Genomic DNA, 19,113 nt, shown 5'->3' with positions numbered 1-19,113 from the left:
GCCGCACCTTCAACGGGTGGCACCACCACGTCACCCTCGTCTCCGTCGCGCATGCCTTCTGTACTTTGCGGCGACTGGCCAGAGCCCCAAAGGACATGGCGCCGGCCTGAGCCTCTACCGCGTCGTCCGCGAGCTACAGACCATCCTCGCGACATGGACCGGCGTCTGCCCCACCTGTCACCGCGGCATACCCACACCAACACTGGGCCGAAGAACGATAGTTGACACCTGCGGGACTCGGTGACCTGGCCGGTGTGGGATGGCAAAGCACGTTGGTTGTCACCGAGCTCTTCAGTTGATGTCGAACTCGTTCCCTTCGGGGTCCTTCATTCCGACCGCGTAGTGGTCGATTCCTTCCTCGTACATGACAACGGTGATGATGGCGCCCAATCCCATCAGGCGGTCGGCTTCGGCGTCCACCCGCTTCTTCCGCGTCTCGATCGGGTCTGTCCGGTCGCCGCTAGCGTGGATGTCGATGTGCAGCCGGTTCTTCACGGCCTTCGCGTCCGGGACCACATGGAACCAGATGGCCGGTCCACCGCCCTGCGGGTCGCTGATCCGGTCTGCGCCGCCGGTCAACGCTTCCGCGGGCAGCCCCAGGTCACGGTAGTAGTCGTCCCATGTGGCGAAACCGGATGGGGGCGGCGCGAGTTCATAGCCCAGTGCGGCGGCCCAGAAGTGGGCCTGTCGGTCGGGATCGGCGCAGTCGATCACCAGCTGGTAGCGAACGGACATTGGGATTCCTTTCTCAGCCGCACAACTCAACCCGCCATCCTGCCAGTCGCGAGACAAGAGCCGCGACCCTGGAGAGCCACGCACCGACGCGAAGTGACAACAAGCCTGCCCATGTGACAACCATCGCGCTTCGGCTCAAACACCGACCTGACCAAGCCCTACTAGTGCCGCATCAGGCAACGTTCGCCCTGTTTATGTCTGGCGGCGTCAGCTCGTGCTGAGAGGGCGGTTCGCGAGGCGATGGGTGATTTGTCGTCACCTGATGGTGTGGGGCTGGGGCGTCTCGGCTGATTGGCAAGGTTCGGGCTGCTGGGCTGAACGGGTGGGTGAGCGCAAGCGGTACCCGAGCGACCTGACGGACGAGCGGTGAGCGTTGAGCGAGCCGGTGATCACCGCGTGGGAGGCCGTGTATCCGACGGTCAGCGGTCACCAGGGCCGTTTCGAGATGCGGGAGATCGTGAACGCGATCCTCTATCAGTCCCGGACCGGCTGCCAGCGGGACTACCTGCCGCACGACCTGCCGCCCCGCTCGGCAACGTACTACTACTTCGCCAAGTGGCGCGAGGACGGCATCGACCAGACGATCCATGACCTGCTGCGCTGGCAAGTCCGCGAGAAGGCGGGACGGTCGGAGGACCCGAGCCTGGTGGTGCTGGACACCCAGAGCGTCCATGCCGCGGTGAACGTCCCGGCCGCCACGACCGGGAAGGACGCGGCGAACAAGGTTCCCGGGCGCAGGCGCGGGCTCGCGGTCGACGTGCTGGGCCTGGTCATCGCGGTCGCCGTGTTCGCGGCCTCGGTGCACGACAACCGGGCCGGGACCGTGCTACTTGACCGCGTCGTCGCAGCAGACGGCGACCGTGTCGAAGGTGCTGGTCGACCAGGGGTTCAAGAGCACGGTCGTCGCGCACGGTGCGACGCGGGCATCGACGTCGAGATCGTCGAGCGCAATCCAGCCGACCGGGGCTTCGTCCCGCAGGCGAAGCGATGGGTCGTTGAACGCACCTACGGGATCTTGATGCTGCATCGCCGCCTCGTCCGCGACTACGAGGGCCGTCCGGCCAGCTCCGAGTCGCGGGTCTACTGGGCGATGACCGACGTGATAGCCCGCCGGCTCACCGGTACCAGCACCCCGAGCTGGCGCGACGCATGACCGGAACGGAGCTGCTGGGACCGCTGCTGGACAAGATCGCGGCACGCGAGCAGGCCGTCGCGGCCGAGGCGGAGCAGGTTCGCACGTACATCGACGAAATGACCGGCCGACTGGGCGAACTGGACCAGGAAGCGGAGCATCTGCGGATCACGCGGAAGACGCTGCTCGCCTTCGCCGATGATGACCTCGACGAGCCCCCGATTCCAGTAGTGCCGGAGCATCCGGCCCTGCCAGCAGATCCTGGCCGCGTTCGCCGAGATGCGACAGCCGATGCGGGCTCGCGACCTGTGCCAGGCCCTCGACCTGGACATCATCCCGAAGAACATCGAAGGCACGCGGCACAAGCTCAAGCGCCTCGTCGACCGCGGCATCCTCTCCGAGGCCGAGCCCGGCCTGTTCAGTCCGCCCCGGGCGTGACGGCGACAAGGTCGGAGGGCAGATGACGCAGGGCCATCGACACGGCCTCCTCTGCTGTCGTGGCCTCGGCGAGGACCTCTGCCATGTAGTGGGTGCTGAGGGTGTAAGGCTTCTGCCGATGCGCGTCCAGGCACAGCGGGACGACAGTGAGGCGCGGGCGAGTGCTAGTGGAGAATCGCAGCGTCCAGTGGCTGGTGAACGGGTAGAGCCCCCGCAGCGTCGGTTCGGCGTACGCGGCCGCGATGAGTGCGCGGTATTCCGGCCAGTCCACCTCGTCGGCCTCTATGCGCAGGTGCTGCCACTCGGACTCGGTCAGTCGCTCCGGATCATGGTCGGGTACCTCGAAGCGCCCGGTGAGGTGCACGAACGGCGCGGCGCGACGGATCTCGGCCAGCTCTACCCCGTCCTGCCATGCCTGCGATGCCCGAGCAACCTGGGCGAGGTCCTGCGTGTTGCCTTCCACGAGCGCCATGTCCTGGAACGGCTCGCAGCCGCGGATCGCCCAACGACGTTCGACCGCCCAGGCACTGATAGCCAGGACCGTCCGATGCGAAACCATGCTCGTGACCGAGGCATGGAGCAGCGGATTGGATTCGGAAGCCTCGAACGTAACGGCGAGGCCGTCCCTGTCCGCTGCGGCCTGGAGTGCCGCAGCGAGGCTGCCCTCAGTTGCGATGTCGGGATACAGGACGGCTGGATCACGGGAGGTGGCCATGAAGAAAGATTGTGCCGCAGTTTCGACCCGTGACGCAGTTCGGTTCCGAGTTCCGCTGTGGCACCAGCACACACCACTGTGACTCCTCGGCCTCGGCGAGTTGAGCCCGCTTGTTGCCAACGGCCGTCCGTAGCCTGGCATCCTCACTCTCGCCCAGGCCGCCCTACCCAATCCCAGCCTCGAAATGGACAATCACTCGCGAACAGCGCTCTGAGAGGTTCGGTTTGCTCAGTGTCGAGCTGGTGGTCCGCCCAGATGTAGCTTTCGGGAAGCAGGTCGGTGATGGAGACTGTCCGGAGGCGGTCGCCTGCCCGGACGATGACCTTCAGGGCCGGGAAATGGTCGACAAGGACCTGGCGACACCGTCCGCACGGAGGAACGACCTCCCGGTCGCGGTCGCCCACGGCGACGATCGTGTCCAGCTCGTAGGCGCCCTGGGCGGTTGCCGCGCCGAGGAGAACCAGCTCGGCGCAGGGCCGCCGGTGAAGTGGTAGGCGTTCACCGCGGTGATGATCCGGCCGTCCTGGGCACGGGCTGCGGCCGCCATGGTGTGGTTGTCGCCCCGGCAGCGAGTGCGACGGAGATCCATCTGGCGAGCGACTGCGGCTCCCCCCAGTCGTCCTGGTCCTGGACCGCGTCCGTGTTCCGTGTCCGGCCGGCGGACACTCGCGAAGGCGAGAGAGCGGGTGTCTCGGTGCCACGGAATCGGCAACGGTTGGCGTCATCGGGTGCTGGGCTGTCAGGGGGGTGTCGAGCGGGTGATTGCGGTGAGGGCGTGGTGGAGGGTGGCGTCGCTCGGTGGGCGGTCGCGCCAGCGGGCGCCGATGTGGCCGTCGGGTCGGATGAGCAGTGCTCCGTGGGGGCTGAGGCCGCAGCGATCGGCGTGCTCGTCGGGAAGGGGCTCGATGTGCAGGGCCCCTGGTGCGGTGGTTTGTTGCTCCCAGGTGACGGGGTCCGGGGTGAGCAGGGTGAACCATTCACCGAAGGTGTCGAGCGTGGAGCGGTTGGGTGTGAGCCAGAGGTGTGGCATGCGGTGGCCGGGCTCTGCGGTGGGGACATAGTCCGTGCGTGTGTCGGATGGCTCGGGTGGGGTGCTGCCGTCAGTGAGGACGGCGTCGGAGTGGTAGGTGACGCCGAGCACGAGACCGAGTTGGGCGAAATACCTGTCCACCAGGGCAGTTTGATCGGGGCCGGTGGTGCTTCGCTGGTGTGGAGCTGCTCGCGGCGCAGACTTTGTGCTTCGAACATGAGTTGGCTGTTGGCCACCGCTTGGCGGAGAGTCAGGTGAGCGACGGGTTGTCGTTCCGTCTCGTAGGTTGCCAACAGGCTTGGTCCGGCCCACCCGTGGAGAACGCCCGCCAGCTTCCAGCACAGGTTGTGCACATCGGCGATGCCGGTGTTCATACCCAGGCCGCCGATGATCGGGATCGCGTGCGCGGCATCGCCGGCCAGGAGGATCCGGCCGTGGCGGAAGCGGTCGGCGACGAACGCGTTCATCGTCCAGTGCTGGACCCGCAGCACGTCGGCTTGTATGCCGGCGCCGGGGCCGACGGCGCGCGAGACGAGGCCGGGCCAGTCGGCGTGCTCAGCGTCCTCGGGTGTGGGAGCGAGCCAGGCCCAGCCTCCTTCCGGGTAGAGCGGGAGGAATGATCCGTGCGCGGTGACGTAGACCCCGGCAGGCTGGTCGGTACACCAACTATTGAGGTCGGCGTCGAACACGACGGTGGTGACGGCCGCCAGCGCTCCGGGGCCAGTGGTGTCGATTCCCAGCCGTTGCCGGACGGTGGAGTGCGCGCCGTCGGAGGCGAGTACATAACCGGCGCGGACGCGGGTCTCTTCACCGCGTTGGTGGTCGATGAGCAAGGCCACGACGCTGTCGGCTGTTTCGGTCAGGTCGATGAGCTCGACCCCGAACCTCATCTGTGCGTCTGCTGCGGCGAGCAGGGTGGGTTCCAGCCGATCCTGCGAGGTGACGACGCCGATCACGGGGCTTTCGGGGATCGGCGCGTTGATCCCGACCATCGCCGCTGTGGCGAAGTCGCGGTCGTGCAGGGTGTCGCGGAAGCGGATGCGTCCGTACTCCGGTGCGAACGCGTAGGCCGTGAGCTTGCCAGCGAGCCCGAGCTGGCGATAGATCTCCATCGAGCGCGCGTTGACCAGCCGGGCCCGTGGAAAGGGTGAAAGCTCGCCGTGTTTCTCGACCAGCAACACCCGCACGCCCCAGCGTTCCAGTAACGCTCGGGCGGTGAGCCCGACCGGCCCGCCACCCACGATCAATACCTCCACCTCGGCGTCTGCTACGGGCATGTCGAGCTCCTCCTGCTCACCTTGGATCTGTCGGGACACTGTGTGACTGCAACCATGCCGTCTCGGGATTTCGGCCGGTCCAGGCGGTGATCAGGCCGGCGCCGACAACAGCCGGCGCCTCAGGACCGCGTCCGGGTGGCCGCGACAGGCATGCAACCCGTAGTCGCCTTCGATGACGAGCGGCCTGGCAACGCCGTCGCGGAGGAGTTCGTCGACTGTGCGGCTGGTCGTGTGACAGAGGATCTCCGCGACCAGCCGGCCGTAGGTCCCATCCTGGTCATCGGTGGCCGTACATGATTCCGAGTGCGGGGGTACGGTCGACAGCTCGGTCGCCGCGCCTTGATCGAACAGAATTTCGGGAGCGAGGTCCGGCGGCGGACAGGTCAGGCCGGTGACATGGCCCAGCACGTGACCGACCGTGATCCCGTTCTTGCCGTGCCGGGCGAAAGCCGGCCAGTACTCGGCCACGACGTAGGCAGCCACTGGCACGCCGATCCCGTCCCCCGACACGATGGCCGCCTCGACAATGACCTGAACCGCCATGAGGTCAATCATGCGTGCCCGGCGGCCGGCCGCAATGTCAGCGCCTCGGCAGGAACCCGAACGTGCGCAGGTAGGTATACACATCTGGATCCCGGTCTTCGTTGGCCTCAGGCCGGCGGCAGTGCAAGGCTCGCCACGTCACCAGAGTGCGAAACAGTGACCGGCGTAGCGGGCGCCCTGCGGGTCACGCTGCATTCCGCCATTGCGTACGACGATCTCTCCCACGGTCCCGTTCGGGACGTCCTGGTCGTCCTGAGCGGCCACCTTCACCTCCGCACCGACGATCGCGCGCCCCGTGCGGACCAGCCACACCATCGAAAGGGGCGACCGTGCGTCCCACTGTGTTCAACGAGGAACACGAAGCCTTCCGGGATACGATCCGGGACCGACCAGCCTCTGATCGACAAGCCTTTCACCAGTGAGCTGGGCGGGGTCAGCCCCTGCATCGTGGTGCCGGGGGAGTGGAGTGCGGCGGACTTCCGCTTCCAGGCCGAGCACATCGTCACCAGCAAGATGAACAACTCCGGCCACAACTGCATCGCCAGCCAGGTGCTGGTCCTGCCCCGCGACTGGGGCGGCACCGAGCGGCTGCTCGAGGAGATCCGGCAGGTACTTTGCGCCCTGCCGACCCGCTCCGACTACTACCCCGGGGCAGAGCAGCGGCTGGACGCCGTGCTCAAGGCCCACCCGGATGCCGAGAGTTACGCCGACGGCTGCCGCCTCCTGGTACCGGACATAGCCGACCACGACGACGTCCTGCTCACCCGCGAGGTGTTCGCCAGCGCGCTGGGCGTGGTCCGCCTCCCCGGCGACACCGCGGCCGCATTCCTGCGCAACGCTGTCGACTTCGCCAACGACAAGGTGCCCGGCACCCTCGGCGCGACGATGATGGTCCACCCCAGGACCGAGAAGGACCACCGCGCCGCGACAGAAAGGGCCGTCGCCGAGCTGCGCTACGGCACCCTCGGCATCACTTGCTCGTCCGCGATCGGTTTCCTGCTCGGCTACACCCCCTGGGGCGCCTGTCCCGGCCACACCCGGCAGCAGATCGGCAGCGGCATCGGCTTCGTCAACAACGTCTTCATGCTCGAGGACATCGAGAAGACCCTGGTGCGTGCTCCCTTCGCACCGGCCCCCGCGGGCTGTTCGCCGGCTCCGCTTCCCTGTCGCTGCGCCCGCCGTACTTCGTCACCAGCCGTACCGGCCGCACAACCCTCGAACGTGTCTCCCGCTTCACCACCGCACCCGGCATCACCAGGCTGCCCGCGATCCTCGCCTCCGCCCTCCGTGGCTGACCAGGAACCGTCCTGCTGGTGGGGAAAGCCGCATCTGTCCCGGCTGGACGGCCGCTGCACGGCCAGCGATGCGCTTCGCGAGCGCGCCGTTGCGGCAGTTCTCGCCGCCCGCGCCCGATTGCCGCAGTCTTGTCAGTCGAGCAGGACGCCGGGATTGAGGATGCGGTGGGGGTCCAGGGCGTCCTTGACGGCATGCAGCGCCAGAGCGAAGGGCTCTGGGCGCTGGAGGTCGTAGCCGGGGCGGTGGTCGCGGCCGACGGCGTGGTGGTGGGTGATGGTGGCGCGGTGGCGGTGCAGGACGTCGGTCGCGGCGGCTTTGATGTCGTCCCAGACCTCGACCTCGTCGCCGGGCCGGCCCGCGACGGCCACGGTGAAGTAGGGGGCGGCGCCGTCGGGGTAGACGTGGGTGAGGCGGCAGTTGATGGTGGCCGGGTGGCCTGTGGCCTTCGAGGCGGCGGCGCCGACCTCGTTGCGGACGGCGTCGATCAGGGCGGGAATCGTGTCCCAGGTGGCGGCGGTCTCGAAGGTCTCGACGACGGCCCCCATGCGGGCCAGGCCGTCGCGTAGGTAGGGCATGCGCACAAACGCTGAGCGCCAGGCGCCCACGGCCGCGTCTGCCGGGGCGTCGCGGTCCGCCGCAGCCGTCTCGCCGCGACCGCCGTGGGCGCGGGCCAGGTCCACGGCGGCCGCGAGGCGGTCGTCGACGGGGGTGGTGGCGGACTCGAAGCCCAGGATCAGGACGGAGGAGCCGTCGTGGGAGGCGCCGGACAGCAGCGCCTCGCCGGGGTCGAGCAGTCGGCAGTTGGCCGGGGCGAGGTCGGACTGGGCGATGGCCCGCACCGCGTCCAGTGCGCGGTGCCAGTCGGCGTAGGCCACGGACGCGGAGGCTTTGTGGCGGGGGCGCTCCTGCAGGCGCATCCATGCCTCGGTGATGACGCCGAGCGTGCCCTCGGATCCGAGGAAGAGCCGGTCGGGAGACGGTCCGGCGCCGGATGCGGGCAGTCGCCAGGACGTGCTGGCCCCGGCGGGCGTGACCACGCGCAGGGATTGCACGAAGTCGTCGATGTGGGTGTGGACGGTGGCGTAGTGGCCGCCGGCCCGGGTGGCCAGCCAGCCGCCGAGGGTGGAGAACTCGAAGCTCTGTGGGAAGTGGCGCAGGGTCAGGCCGTTGGGCCGCAACTGGGCCTCCAGCACGGGGCCGAGGGCCCCGGCCTGGATGCGGGCTGAGCGGCTGGCGGTGTCGATCTCCAGGACGCGGTCCATCGAGGTCAGGTCGAGCGAGAGTACTGCGTGGTGGGTGTCGCCGCGGTACTCCACGCCGCCGACCACCGAGGAGCCGCCCCCGAAGGGGATGACGGCCACGCCGTGCTCGCCGGCCCAGTCCAGCAGGTCGGCCACGTCCTGGTCGCTGGTCGGGTGGGCGACGAGGTCGGGGATCCGGCCGGGCCGGCCGCGCAGGGCCCGGATGACGTCGCGGTACGCCTTGCCCATGGCGTGGGCGGCCCGCGCCTGAGGGTCGGCCGTGACCCGGTGTGCCAGGGAGGGCGGGGGTGTCGCTGCGGGGCGGCCGATGGGCAGGTCGACGACCCGGGGGACCGGCAGCGGGCGGGCCAGGGTGCCCGGCAACAGGGCCCCCATCGCGACGCATTCGGCGTCGTCGGGGTGGGCGTCGGCATAGCCCCAGCCCCACCAGGAGCGGGTGCGGGAGGTGTGGGGGTCGGTCGCGGTGGCAGGCATGGGTGCGCTCCAGCGGGGTCCAAGGAATTTACCCGTCGGTAAATTACCCTAGGGTAAGATCTGGCCCATGACAACGCTCTCCTCCAAGGCCGGCACCAAGGGCATGCCGAGGGCCGCACGCGAACGACAGGTCCTGGCCGCGGCCACCGAGGAGTTCGGCCGCCACGGCTACGAGGCCACCACCGTGGCCGCCATCGCCACCCGCGTCGGCGTCACCAAGCCACTCGTGCACCAGTACTTCGGCAGCAAACAGGACCTCTACCTCGCCTGCCTCAACCCGGTCGGCGACCGGCTGCTGGGCGCCATCCGTGCTGCGATGGCCGAACATGACACCGGCGCACCGGCCACGCCTCTGCGCGTGCTGCACGCCCTGTTCACCGCACTCGACGGGCAGCGCGAGGCATGGTTCGTCCTCTACGACCCTTCGCTGCCGCCCGACAGCGACGCCGCCCACCGCGCGGCCTACTACCGCGACGCCATCGACGACCTCGCCGCGACCGGCACCGCCGACCTCCTGCACGCCGCCGGAACCAGCGACCCGCTCGACGCCGACGCCCTCAAACACGCATGGCGCGGCCTGTGCACCGCCCTGGTCCGCTGGTGGATCAACCACCCCGACCAGTCACCCACGGCCATGACCCAGCGCTGCGCACGGCTCTTGGGAGCCGCCCGCACCATCTTCGCCACCGGCGACTACGACGCGTGAGCCAGCCCGACGCCTCACGCGCTTACTGTCAAAAATCACAGGACGTCGATGCACACCTGGCGTTGTTCTGCCCAGTCGTCGGCGAGGCGGGCGAGGGCGTAGACGCCGGCGAGGCGGACGGCGGCCTGGTCGTGGCCGAGGGATCTGTGGAAGGCGCCGGGAGTTGCGGGAACCCGGCGCCATCCGTAGCGACACGCCGCGACCCCGACCGGCGCCGTCGGGGCAAGCCAGCCGAGGGCGCCATGGGCCACTCCATGCACGGCACGGGCGGCGCCACCGGCACCTACTTCTTCTTCGTCTTCCCTGCGGAGACCTCGGCACGACCGGCTGCCCTTCCGGTGCCATCCAGACCCGGCTGTTCTGGACGGCGCTGCTGGGCGGCTTCGCCGTGGCCTTCGTGATCACGACACCGGTCAACAAGTGGATGATCGGCCGCGGCAAGGGCCATGCTGTCGTCCACGCCTACCACTGACCTTCCGCACCCCCAAGCGCGCCCGGAGAGCCGCCCTCGCCGAGGTGGCCTCCGGGCGCGTTCGCGTCTGGAGGCGTTAGCTGGAGGTACCAGGGGTTTTGACGACGGCCACCCCGGTCCGCCGACCCCGCGGGGAACGGAGGCACCCTGATGTCCAGCACCGTGAAGGACATGCTCGCCACCTACCCGGCCGACCTGGGCGACATCGACCAGGCCAAACTGATTGCCTGCATCGAGAAGTGCATCGCCTGCGCGCAGGCGTGTACGGCATGCGCGGACGCCTGCCTGTCTGAGGGAATGGCGGGCGACCTGGCCAAGTGCATCCGTACCGGCATGGACTGCGCCGACATCTGCACCGCCACCGCCGCGGTCCTCTCCCGACACACCGGCTACGACGCCGACATCACCGCCGCGATCCTGAAGGCGTGCGCCATGGGCTGCAAAGCGTGCGCCGACGAATGCGGACAGCACGCGGACATGCACGAACACTGCCGCGTCTGCGCCGAAGCCTGCCGCTCCTGCGAGCAGGCGTGCAACGAGCTCCTTGGTGCCCTTGGCTGACCGAATGCGCTGGACACGGCTGGGGGCGACGGTTCGGCGCGGCTGGGAGACCTGCTCGCGTCGGCGGCGCCCGTAGCGGGTCGGTCACCGTACCCGTCCAGACGGGCTACAGGGTGCTGGTGGAGGTGCTGGTCGACGGCAAGGAAACCAGCCACGCCACCGCACAGGGTGACCACTCGGTCATCGTACGCATAGAGCTGCCAACCGATCCGTCGACGACGGCGCGCGACTCAGGGTCCCGACATGCCCAGGTGACTCTTCGAGGCTGAAGGGGCCCAGCCGCAGGTCATGTCGCCGCGCGCCTACTGACGGGGACGGCGGACTCCCGACACCGGCCCGCGTTCAGCGCCGGTTCAGGTGCCGGGGGCCACAATCGGGCCATGCGAGTTCTGGTCATTGAGGACGAGGAGCGGTTCGCCGAAGGGCTGCGCAACGGCCTGGAGGCGGAGGGCTTCGCCGTCGACGTCGCACTCGACGGTACGGACGGCCTGTGGCGGGCCCGCGAGAACCCGTACGACGCGATCGTCCTCGATATCATGCTGCCCGGCCTGAACGGCTACCGCGTCTGCGCGGCCCTGCGCGCCGAGGAAAACTGGACACCGATCCTGATGCTCACAGCCAAGGAAGGCGAGTGGGATGAGGTCGAGGGCTTGGACACCGGCGCCGACGACTATCTGACCAAGCCGTTCTCGTACGCCGTGCTGCTGGCCAGGCTGCGGGCGCTGCTGCGCCGCGACCCCCGCGAGCGGCCCGCCGCGCTCACCGCCGGTGATCTGAGGCTCGACCCGGCGGCCAAAGAGGTCTCACGCGACGGAGTAAGGGTCGAACTCACCGCCCGCGAACTCGCGTTGCTCGAGTTTCTGCTGCGCAGGAGCGGCGAGACCGTGTCCAAGCGGGAGATCCTCGCGCATGTCTGGGATGACGACTTCGAGGGCGACGCGAACATCGTCGAGGTCTACGTCCGACATCTGCGCAACAAGCTCGACCGGCCCTTCGGGCGGGCGTCGATCGAGACCGTGCGCGGCAGCGGATACCGGCTGGCTCCCGATGGGGGGTAGCGATGGCGTTTAGCCGTGGAATGAGATTCCGGTCGACCGTTGCGGCCGTCCTCGTCGTCGCGGTGGGACTGGTCGCCGGAGCGGTGGCCCTGGTCGCGCTGTTGCGGGCCGAGCTGACCGATGACGTACGGCAGGTGGCGGGCGCCCGCGCCGAACGGGTGGCCTCCGTCATCGAGGCGGGGCGCGGGGTGCCCTCACTGACGGTGGCCGACCGGGACGAGCAGTTCATCCAGGTCCTGGACGCCGAGGGCAGGGTCGTCGCGGCCAGCGCGAACGTCGAGGATCTGCCTGCGCTGGCAGCCCCGGACGGGGACTCCGAGTCCCGGATCACCACACCGCTGGACGAGGACGAGTTCCTGGTGGTGGCGGTCACCGCCGACGGGCCGGACGGCCCCGAGAGCGGCAAAACGGTACTGGTCGGGCGGGCGCTCATCGCCGTCGCCGAGTCCACGCAGATCGTCACCCGGCTGCTCCTGGTGGGGCTGCCGCTGCTCCTCGTCCTGGCGGCAGGGGCCACCTGGATGGCCGTCGGGCGGGTCCTGGCCCCGGTCACGGCGATCCGGACGGAGGTCGAGGCGATCTCATCGGCCGAACTGCACCGCCGGGTGCCGCTACCGAGCGGCCGCGACGAGATCGCACGGCTCGCGGCCACCATGAACCGCATGCTGGACCGCCTCGAACGGTCCCAGTCCGCCCAGCGACGCTTCATCTCGGACGCCTCGCACGAGCTGCGCTCCCCGGTCGCCTCCATCCGCCAGCACGCCGAGGTCGCGCTCGCCCACCCCGGCAGCACGACCCAGGAGCGGCTGGCCGGGACCGTACTGGCAGAGGATGTCCGCATCCAGCACCTGGTCGACGACCTGCTGCTGCTGGCCCGTGCCGACGAGGACGCGCTGCGCCCGCAACTGCACCAGGTTGATCTGGACGACCTGGTCCTGGACGAGGCGCGACGGCTTCGCTCGGCGGGGGCCGGGCTGCGGATCGGCACAACCGGGGTATCGGCCGCGCGGCTCGATGCGGACGCGCAGGGTCTGCGCCGGGTGCTGCGAAACCTGGGAGACAACGCCGCCCGGCACGCCCGCTCACAGGTGGCGTTCAATCTTGCCCAGGAGGAGGACGGCCGGATCGTGCTCGGGGTCGAGGACGACGGGACCGGGGTGCCGCCCGCCGACCGGGAGCGTGTCTTCGAGCGGTTCGTACGCCTCGATGACGCGCGGGCCCGTGCCGGGGAAGGGGCTGCCGGAAGCGGGCTGGGGCTGGCCATCGTCAAGGAACTGGTGGCGGCCCACGGCGGTACCACCACGGTTTCCGAGAGCTCCCTGGGCGGGGCCCGATTCGAGGTGTCCTTCCCCCGCCCCTGAACGCGGATTCAGTTTCATTCAGCGTCCCTTCAGCGCCCGGGTGGCAGCGTCCCGAATACGGCAGAGGGGGCAGCCATGAGGAGGCAGCCATGAGGAGGCAGCCATGAGGAACCGGAAGCTGGCAGCCGCGGCGAGCGTGGCCATGACCGCGGCACTCACGGCGGGCGCATGCAGCGCAGGCGCCGTCGGCAAGGCACCGAGTGCCGGCACGACGGACTGCGTACAGATCGTGGACGAGGCCACCGGCAAGAAGACCGGGACCTGCCTGCCGCTCGCACCGGAGAAGGCCCGAGTCGACGTGATCGAACCCGTGTTCTCGAACCCGACCTCCATCTCCAACCCGCTGCACCCCAGCTCGGAGATCCAGCAGGTGATCTACGGAGGCCAGGTGGACGGCAAGCCGTTCCGTACCGAGTTCACGTTGCTGCCCGGCACGAAGCCCATCGCGCTGAACGGCGAGCAGGTGAAGGTGCGGACCCTTCAGTACATGGCGCTCTCCGACGGGCGGATCCAGGAGGTCGCACTCGACCGGTTCGCCCAGGCCGACGACGGATCGGTGTGGTACCTCGGCGAGGACGTCTTCAACTACGAGCACGGAGTGGTCGCCGACACCGACGGCACCTGGCTGGCCGGCAAGACCGGACCAGCCGCGATGATCATGCCCTCCCATCCGAAGGCCGGGGATGTCTACCGGCCCGAGAACACGCCGGAGGTCGTCTTCGAAGAGGTCACCGTCAAGAAGACCGGGCAGGCGGTCCCCGGTCCGTACGGGCCCGTGAAGGGCGCGATCACAGTGGCCGAACTGCACATGGACGGCACCCGCGAGGACAAGGTCTTCGCTCCGGGTTACGGGGAGTTCTCCACCGGCAAGGCAGGCGCCGACCTGGAGGCGGTCGAACTGGCCGTTCCCACCGACGCCACGCCGGGCCCGGTACCACCAGAACTGACCACCTTGTCGGACACCGTCCGCGCAGCACACAACCACGCAACCGACACGACGGTGCAGCAGGTCCGCCAAGCCTGGAACACGTACCGGACGTCGGACCGTGTGCCGGACCTGCTCACGACACAGATGAACCGCGACCTGGACGCACTCACCGCAGCCGTCAAGGCACGCGACGCGGACCTGGTACGCGGTGCTGTGCTCCGGGTCGCACAGAACGACCTGGACCTGCACCTGCGCTACGAACCGCTCCCCATCGTGGAGGCGGCTCGCATGACCCTGTGGACGCAACAGCTGCAACTGGACTCCACCGCAGCCGACACGGGCGCCGTAGCCGGAGACGTCACCAGCCTCGAACTCACCTGGGACCGGGTGGAACCCGACACGGAACCGTCCAAGGCGGCCCGGATCAACGCACAGTTGCGTGAACTGCGCAGTGCGGCGGACCACAAGGACACGGCCGCGGCAGCCGAGTCTGCACTCAGGCTCTCCGCAGCCCTGACCGGTCAGAACTGACAATCAGTCTCGGCCCAGATATCGCTCGCCGCCGACCTGGGACTGCGCTCCGGAGGGCCGAGCGGGGCTGCTAAAGCCATCAATTGTGGCGCAGAGCCCGGTAGATGACGGTGCAGGCAACGGCGATGACGGTGAGGACTGCCGGGTAGCCGTACGGGGATTTGAGTTCTGGCATGTACTCGAAGTTCATGCCGTACACGCCGACGACCATGGTGGGGACGGCGATGAGGGCGGCCCAGGCGCTGATGCGGCGCATGTCGACGTTCTGCTGGACACCGAGCTGGGAGATGCTGGCGCTGAGCATGCCGGTGACGACCTCGTCGAAGGAGAGGATCTGTTCCCCGCACCCCGACGCTCGCGTCCCCATGCGCGCACCTGACACAACGGAGACTGGAGCGGCGAAAAGCTATCCGAACGCCACCCGGTTGGGGAGTCGACGAGCGCGCACGTATTCGCGCAGCCATGGACCGCATCTTCAGGGACGCTCCCGCCCGCTCCGATGGAGCCTGGACCATCGTCGCTCCGGTAGCTGAAGCTGGCGCTCCGCGCAATGCCTTTACCCAGCGACACCCCGACCTCAGAAGCGAGTTGGGTGCGGTTCCTCTGAAGGGAATCCCGTTCAGGCTGTGAGGGCGTATTCCTGCTGCTCGCCCGATACCGGCGCCCCCTCGCGCTTGCCAACACATCGGAGCGTCATCCAACCGCCATGGCCGCCAACCCGGCAAACCTATGCGGTCACGGCACTAGACACTTCCGATGCGGCTCTGAGCCGCTGGCACCACTTTGCCGATCGTAGTGGCGAGCGTGGCTCCGAGTACGCTGACGCCGGCCAGGGTCAGCCAGATCGCGGCTGCCCCGAGGGACAGCAACCCGGAGAGCCCGGCCGGAGCGACCGCTCCTGCGACAGTCACGGCGAGCTGGTTGAGGGCCAAGTACCGGCCACGGAGGGCCTCTGGGGCGCTCTCCGCGGCGACAGTCGACGTGATGGGGCCGCCGAGGATTTCACCCAAGGTGTAGCTGCCTGCGCCGAGCAACACGACGCCGACCGCGAGGGCGAGCGCCACGCGGTCGGCGGCGAGGAACAGGAGGTAGCCGGCCGCAAAGCAGGCGTGTCCGGCGACGAGGACGCGGCTGCGGATCCGCCCGCTGAGCCACCCGATGACGATGCCTTGGCCGAAGCCGACCATCAGGGTGTTGAGGACGAAGACCGCGCCGGCAGTCCAGCCAGGCAGTCCCAGCACGTCCACGGCGTAGACCGGTATCGCGATGTTGAGGGCGAACAAGGAGATCGCGAAGCACAGTTGATGCGCGACCAGTGACAGGTACCGCCGGTCCCGGAGCACGCGCCCCCAGCCTCCAGCACCGTCCTGGCCCGCCTCGGGACGGATATTCGGCGCGGCCCGCAGCAGAACGAAGGCGGTGACATAGGACAGGGCGTTGACGACCACGATCGAGGCGTAGACGCCGTGAGTACCGAAACTGACGGCGACGGCGCAGAGGAGGCCGCCGAGTGCGTAGCCGAGGTTGCGTACCGACCCCAGAAGACCGAACCAGCGCTCGCGTTGGCCGGGCGCGGCCAGCGCCGTGACGGTCACGCCGTAGCAGCTGAAGGATACCGCCCGCCCGGCACTGTTCAACCAGGCGCAGATGGCGATCTGCCATGTCTGGTCCACGAGGAGATACCCGGCGAAGCCGAGCGCCTGGGCCAGGTTTGCCGCCTGCAGCACCGACTTGGCGCCGTACCGGTCGACCAGTCCTCCGACCAGAGGGCCCGCCGGGAGCGCCAGCAGCCCGGCCGTCGTCAGTGCCGCGCCCACCTGCACCAGCGTCAGCGGCGTCGTGGCCAGGAAATACAACATCGAAACGGGGATGAAGACGCCGGTGCCGATCGAGTCGATGACGATCGCTGCGACGAAACGGCCGTGCCGGGCTTTCGAGGGACGGACCGTGCAATCGGGAATAGACACAACCCGGACGGTATAGATTCTATACTGGTATCTACAACGCTACCGGGAGTCGTGCATGGGTAACGCCTACAACATCATGGCCGCGACCTGCCCCAGTCGCACCGTTCTGCACCGGATCGGGGCGCGCTGGACGGTGTTCATCGTCAACGCGCTGGACAACGGGCCGAAGCGATTCACCGAGCTCAAGGCGCACATCCGGGGGATCACACCGAAGGCGCTCACCGAGACGCTTCGCGCGATGGAGTACGACGGTCTGATCTCTCGCACGGAGATTCCCGCAAATCCCCCGCATGTCGAGTACGCCCTCACCGACCTCGGGCGGTCACTGCTGGCACCCCTACGTGCCGTCCGGGAATGGGCCGAGAGCCACGTCCCCGACATCGAACGCGCCCGCGCACAAGCCGACGCGCAACGGTAACCCCGGTGGGTGCGGATCCTAATTCTCTGAAGGGAAGGGCCCGGCGACCGTCGCTGAAGTGGGCAGCGGCGAGGAGGTCACGCGGACCTTCGTGGCTCAGTGGGACCTTGCTTGCGAATGAGCAATGAGCCTGCCAGGGTCCCGACGTGACCGTACTTCTGGGAGACAAGAACAGGTTCGCTGCCGAGGTCGGTGAGTGGGACAACGCGTTGCGCCGGGTGGATCTGTGGGCTGCAGGGAAGTGGCTGACCTGCGACGACAACTCGTCTTTCGTCAGGCAGTTCCGCCGGGACGTGCTGGACACGGCCGCCTGGCTGCGTGCCGGGCAGGGCTCTCCGCTGCCGTTCGACGGCCTGTCACCGGAAGCCACGCATCGGCGTCTCATGCACCGTGCCGGGGCTGACGAGGAGACCGAAGCCGACTATGAGCTTCGCAGCCAGTTCCGTGTCCTGAGCTGGGGGCCCACGACTGACAACGTAACGGCTCACGTCTTCCGCGACGCGGACCGCTTGGTGCTCACTCTTCAGTTCTGGCGCGAGGCCGAAGGCGAGCCGGAACGAAGGGCCTTCACCCGGCCCGAGCTGGAGGCGTTCTTCGATCACGCCGACGAGGAGGTGCTGCGCGTTCGCGGCAAGGGCCGCAAGGGCTGGCTGCCGGCCTTCCGCGATGCCGCCTTGTTCAAGGTTGCGTCCCTCGACGACGGCACCGGCCGTGTCGCTCCTTCACTGCAACCGCTGGTCACTGCCCTGCTGGAGATGGACCGGCCCAAGAGCCGCCTGATCTGGCTCCGCAACCCCAACGTCGTCCGCCTCCTGCGGGACCTGGCCACCGGCACCGTCCCGCTCACCCACGACGGGCTGCACCAGGAAGCGCCCTGGCGAACTGTCGTCCATCTGCGTGACCTGCTGATGGAAAGCGGCGTCCTGCCACGCGTCGACCGGCAGCTCATGCTCTATCAGCGCTGGCTGACCGAACGGCTCGCCACGATCGAGGACCCCGACCACCGTCGGCATCTTCAGCACTTCGCCATCTGGCACCAGATGCGGCGCCTGCGGAGCAAGGGCCGTTGGGACGCTCCCAGACCAGTCAGACGAAACAAGAGATCACCCAGGCCGGCGCCTTCCTCACCTGGCTCGCCGACCGAGGCCGCAGCATCGAACACTGTCAACAGGCCGACCTCGACGCCTGGCACACGGAGAAGCTGGCCACCCGGCGCCCGGCCCAGACGTTCCTGCGCTGGTGCATGAAGACGAGCCGGATGTCCCGCCTCACTCTGCCACCCCAGGTCATCGACCAGGACCAAGCGCCACTGCACCAGCACCGACGACTCGCCATTCTCCGGCGGGCCCTCAACGACGACTCCCTGCCCCTGCGAGCCCGGGTCGCCGCCGCGCTGGTTCTCCTCTACGCGCAACCCGTCACCCGCATCGTCCGCCTCACGGTCGACGACGTCCTCGACGACGGGGCCACCGTCGCCGTCCGGCTGGGAGATCCGCCGTCCCCGCTGCCGGAGCCCGTCGCTGACCTCATGCGGGCCTACATCCAGTCCTGCCAGCACCTGCCCTACGCCAGCAGCAGAAGCTCACAGTGGCTCTTCCCCGGCCGCCAGCCCGGACAGCCGATGAACCCGGTCAGCCTCCAAGTCCACCTGCGAGAGATCGGCGTCCCGCCGCAACGCTGCAGGACCTCCGCGATCCGCCAACTCGTCCTCCAGGCCCCGGCCCCCGTCATCGCGAAGGCCCTCGGTTACCACGACAAGACAGCCACTCGCCTGGTCACCGAAGCCGGAGGAACCTGGAGCCGATACGCCCCTGGCAACCATGAACGGCGCAGATGACTGACAATGCTGGGATGACCCGACCTAGTACTGCAACGGTGTTTGCTGTGACTGGTGGCCAGCGTCGTCGTTGGTCTGGTTATGGGTGGGGACCTTGGTGGTGTCAGGTTGTGGGCCGGGGAACTGAGTGCGGTGCACGAGCGGTTCGTGCACCGATTCAACCGGCAGGAGCCGCGGGATTCGGCGCTCGCGTATATGCGAGGGTTGATTGCTCCGCTGGAGCGGAAGAACGGCTGGACGCTCGCGGAAGAAGCCGGGCACACAGGCCCTGACCGCGTTCATCGGTTACTGAACCGGATCGAGTGGGAGGCGGACGAGGTCCTGGACGACGTGCGCGACTACGTCGTGGAACATCTCGGAGATCAGGACGCT

The 19,113-nt window shown here is 68.6% G+C and carries 21 protein-coding genes and 3 pseudogenes; 13 read left to right on the top strand and 11 right to left on the bottom strand.

The window, feature by feature from the left end; translation table 11 throughout:
- Positions 1-291 precede the first annotated feature (291 nt).
- Entirely contained in the window at positions 292-735 is a 444-nt protein-coding gene (locus tag ACFWBQ_RS11255) for a VOC family protein (RefSeq protein ID WP_385486547.1), read from the bottom strand.
- A 373-nt stretch (positions 736-1,108) separates the two neighbouring features.
- On the opposite strand from ACFWBQ_RS11255, the gene ACFWBQ_RS11250 reads away from it, so the two are divergent.
- Together ACFWBQ_RS11250 and ACFWBQ_RS11245 are read left to right on the top strand one after the other, a co-directional pair.
- Positions 1,109-1,888, top strand: a complete 780-nt coding sequence (locus tag ACFWBQ_RS11250) for an IS5 family transposase (protein WP_385486545.1) — start codon at positions 1,109-1,111, stop codon at positions 1,886-1,888.
- Positions 1,889-2,158: 270 nt separating this feature from the next.
- Complete coding sequence (locus ACFWBQ_RS11245) at positions 2,159-2,305, top strand: hypothetical protein (protein ID WP_385486543.1); 147 nt, start codon at positions 2,159-2,161, stop codon at positions 2,303-2,305.
- On the opposite strand, the gene ACFWBQ_RS11240 is transcribed toward ACFWBQ_RS11245, so the two are convergent.
- From ACFWBQ_RS11240 to ACFWBQ_RS11215, 6 genes and pseudogenes are all read right to left on the bottom strand, one after another.
- Positions 2,286-3,020 carry a DUF6193 family natural product biosynthesis protein gene (locus ACFWBQ_RS11240; protein WP_385486541.1) on the bottom strand — a complete coding sequence of 245 codons (735 nt, stop codon included), beginning with the start codon at positions 3,018-3,020 and terminating at the stop codon, positions 2,286-2,288. The genes ACFWBQ_RS11245 and ACFWBQ_RS11240 overlap by 20 nt on opposite strands.
- 227 nt (positions 3,021-3,247) lie before the next feature.
- Positions 3,248-3,609: pseudogene (locus ACFWBQ_RS11235) on the bottom strand (cytidine deaminase family protein); the annotation flags it as partial.
- A 150-nt stretch (positions 3,610-3,759) separates the two neighbouring features.
- Positions 3,760-4,191, bottom strand: coding sequence for a hypothetical protein (locus ACFWBQ_RS11230; RefSeq protein WP_385486539.1), 432 nt, complete (start codon positions 4,189-4,191; stop codon positions 3,760-3,762).
- 158 nt (positions 4,192-4,349) lie between these two features.
- Positions 4,350-5,327, bottom strand: a pseudogene (locus tag ACFWBQ_RS11225) (FAD-dependent monooxygenase); the annotation flags it as partial.
- 90 nt (positions 5,328-5,417) lie between these two features.
- Positions 5,418-5,870, bottom strand: coding sequence for a serine hydrolase domain-containing protein (locus ACFWBQ_RS11220; RefSeq protein WP_385486537.1), 453 nt, complete (start codon positions 5,868-5,870; stop codon positions 5,418-5,420).
- Positions 5,871-6,008: 138 nt separating this feature from the next.
- A complete protein-coding gene (locus tag ACFWBQ_RS11215; protein ID WP_385486535.1) occupies positions 6,009-6,185 on the bottom strand; it encodes a hypothetical protein in 177 nt (58 codons plus the stop codon).
- A 132-nt stretch (positions 6,186-6,317) separates the two neighbouring features.
- Here ACFWBQ_RS11215 and ACFWBQ_RS11210 point away from each other — a divergent pair, with 132 nt between their 5' ends.
- Positions 6,318-7,400 carry a hypothetical protein gene (locus ACFWBQ_RS11210; protein ID WP_385486533.1) on the top strand — a complete coding sequence of 361 codons (1,083 nt, stop codon included), beginning with the start codon at positions 6,318-6,320 and terminating at the stop codon, positions 7,398-7,400.
- Here ACFWBQ_RS11210 and ACFWBQ_RS11205 read toward each other — a convergent pair.
- Positions 7,298-8,902 (bottom strand): FAD-binding oxidoreductase, encoded by a 1,605-nt coding sequence (locus tag ACFWBQ_RS11205; RefSeq protein WP_385486531.1) that lies wholly within the window; start codon positions 8,900-8,902, stop codon positions 7,298-7,300. The two genes, ACFWBQ_RS11210 and ACFWBQ_RS11205, sit on opposite strands and share 103 nt — an antisense overlap.
- A gap of 67 nt (positions 8,903-8,969) precedes the next feature.
- Between ACFWBQ_RS11205 and ACFWBQ_RS11200 the strand changes: the two genes are divergently transcribed.
- Complete coding sequence (locus tag ACFWBQ_RS11200) at positions 8,970-9,608, top strand: TetR/AcrR family transcriptional regulator (RefSeq protein ID WP_385486529.1); 639 nt, start codon at positions 8,970-8,972, stop codon at positions 9,606-9,608.
- A 35-nt stretch (positions 9,609-9,643) separates the two neighbouring features.
- Here ACFWBQ_RS11200 and ACFWBQ_RS11195 read toward each other — a convergent pair whose 3' ends face one another.
- The gene (locus tag ACFWBQ_RS11195) at positions 9,644-9,859 is read right to left on the bottom strand and encodes a hypothetical protein (RefSeq protein WP_385487205.1); all 216 of its coding nucleotides are present in this window, start codon (positions 9,857-9,859) and stop codon (positions 9,644-9,646) included.
- A gap of 101 nt (positions 9,860-9,960) precedes the next feature.
- Between ACFWBQ_RS11195 and ACFWBQ_RS11190 the strand changes: the two are divergent.
- From ACFWBQ_RS11190 to ACFWBQ_RS11170, 5 genes and pseudogenes are all read left to right on the top strand, one after another.
- Positions 9,961-10,080: pseudogene (locus tag ACFWBQ_RS11190) on the top strand (DUF4396 domain-containing protein); the annotation flags it as partial.
- Positions 10,081-10,230: 150 nt separating this feature from the next.
- Entirely contained in the window at positions 10,231-10,641 is a 411-nt protein-coding gene (locus tag ACFWBQ_RS11185; protein ID WP_385486527.1) for a four-helix bundle copper-binding protein, read from the top strand.
- Positions 10,642-11,021: 380 nt separating this feature from the next.
- The gene (locus tag ACFWBQ_RS11180; RefSeq protein WP_385486525.1) at positions 11,022-11,699 is read left to right on the top strand and encodes a response regulator transcription factor; all 678 of its coding nucleotides are present in this window, start codon (positions 11,022-11,024) and stop codon (positions 11,697-11,699) included.
- A 20-nt stretch (positions 11,700-11,719) separates the two neighbouring features.
- On the top strand, positions 11,720-13,060 hold the full coding sequence (locus tag ACFWBQ_RS11175) for an ATP-binding protein (RefSeq protein WP_385486523.1): 1,341 nt from the start codon (positions 11,720-11,722) through the stop codon (positions 13,058-13,060).
- Positions 13,061-13,163: 103 nt separating this feature from the next.
- The gene (locus ACFWBQ_RS11170) at positions 13,164-14,519 is read left to right on the top strand and encodes a hypothetical protein (RefSeq protein WP_385486521.1); all 1,356 of its coding nucleotides are present in this window, start codon (positions 13,164-13,166) and stop codon (positions 14,517-14,519) included.
- A gap of 79 nt (positions 14,520-14,598) precedes the next feature.
- Here the strand turns inward: ACFWBQ_RS11170 and ACFWBQ_RS11165 are convergent, their stop codons facing one another.
- Together ACFWBQ_RS11165 and ACFWBQ_RS11160 are read right to left on the bottom strand one after the other, a co-directional pair.
- Complete coding sequence (locus ACFWBQ_RS11165; protein WP_385486519.1) at positions 14,599-14,886, bottom strand: CorA family divalent cation transporter; 288 nt, start codon at positions 14,884-14,886, stop codon at positions 14,599-14,601.
- Positions 14,887-15,262: 376 nt separating this feature from the next.
- Positions 15,263-16,486 (bottom strand): MFS transporter, encoded by a 1,224-nt coding sequence (locus tag ACFWBQ_RS11160; RefSeq protein WP_385486517.1) that lies wholly within the window; start codon positions 16,484-16,486, stop codon positions 15,263-15,265.
- 55 nt (positions 16,487-16,541) lie between these two features.
- On the opposite strand from ACFWBQ_RS11160, the gene ACFWBQ_RS11155 reads away from it, so the two are divergent.
- The 4 genes from ACFWBQ_RS11155 to ACFWBQ_RS11140 form a co-directional block, all read left to right on the top strand.
- Positions 16,542-16,904: a winged helix-turn-helix transcriptional regulator gene (locus ACFWBQ_RS11155; RefSeq protein WP_385486515.1), complete on the top strand. Its 363-nt coding sequence runs from the start codon at positions 16,542-16,544 to the stop codon at positions 16,902-16,904.
- A gap of 146 nt (positions 16,905-17,050) precedes the next feature.
- A complete protein-coding gene (locus ACFWBQ_RS11150; RefSeq protein WP_385486513.1) occupies positions 17,051-18,151 on the top strand; it encodes a hypothetical protein in 1,101 nt (366 codons plus the stop codon).
- 11 nt (positions 18,152-18,162) lie between these two features.
- Positions 18,163-18,741 carry a hypothetical protein gene (locus tag ACFWBQ_RS11145; RefSeq protein WP_385486511.1) on the top strand — a complete coding sequence of 193 codons (579 nt, stop codon included), beginning with the start codon at positions 18,163-18,165 and terminating at the stop codon, positions 18,739-18,741.
- A gap of 81 nt (positions 18,742-18,822) precedes the next feature.
- Positions 18,823-19,113: transposase (locus ACFWBQ_RS11140; protein ID WP_385487171.1), on the top strand; the 291-nt coding region annotated here is incomplete at its 3' end.

The sequence above is a fragment of the Streptomyces sp. NPDC060035 genome (genome assembly GCF_042736635.1).
Taxonomy (GTDB): Bacteria; Actinomycetota; Actinomycetes; order Streptomycetales; family Streptomycetaceae; genus Streptomyces.
The sequence above is the reverse complement of the archived record's forward strand: the minus strand, read 5'-3'. Positions and strand labels throughout refer to the sequence as shown.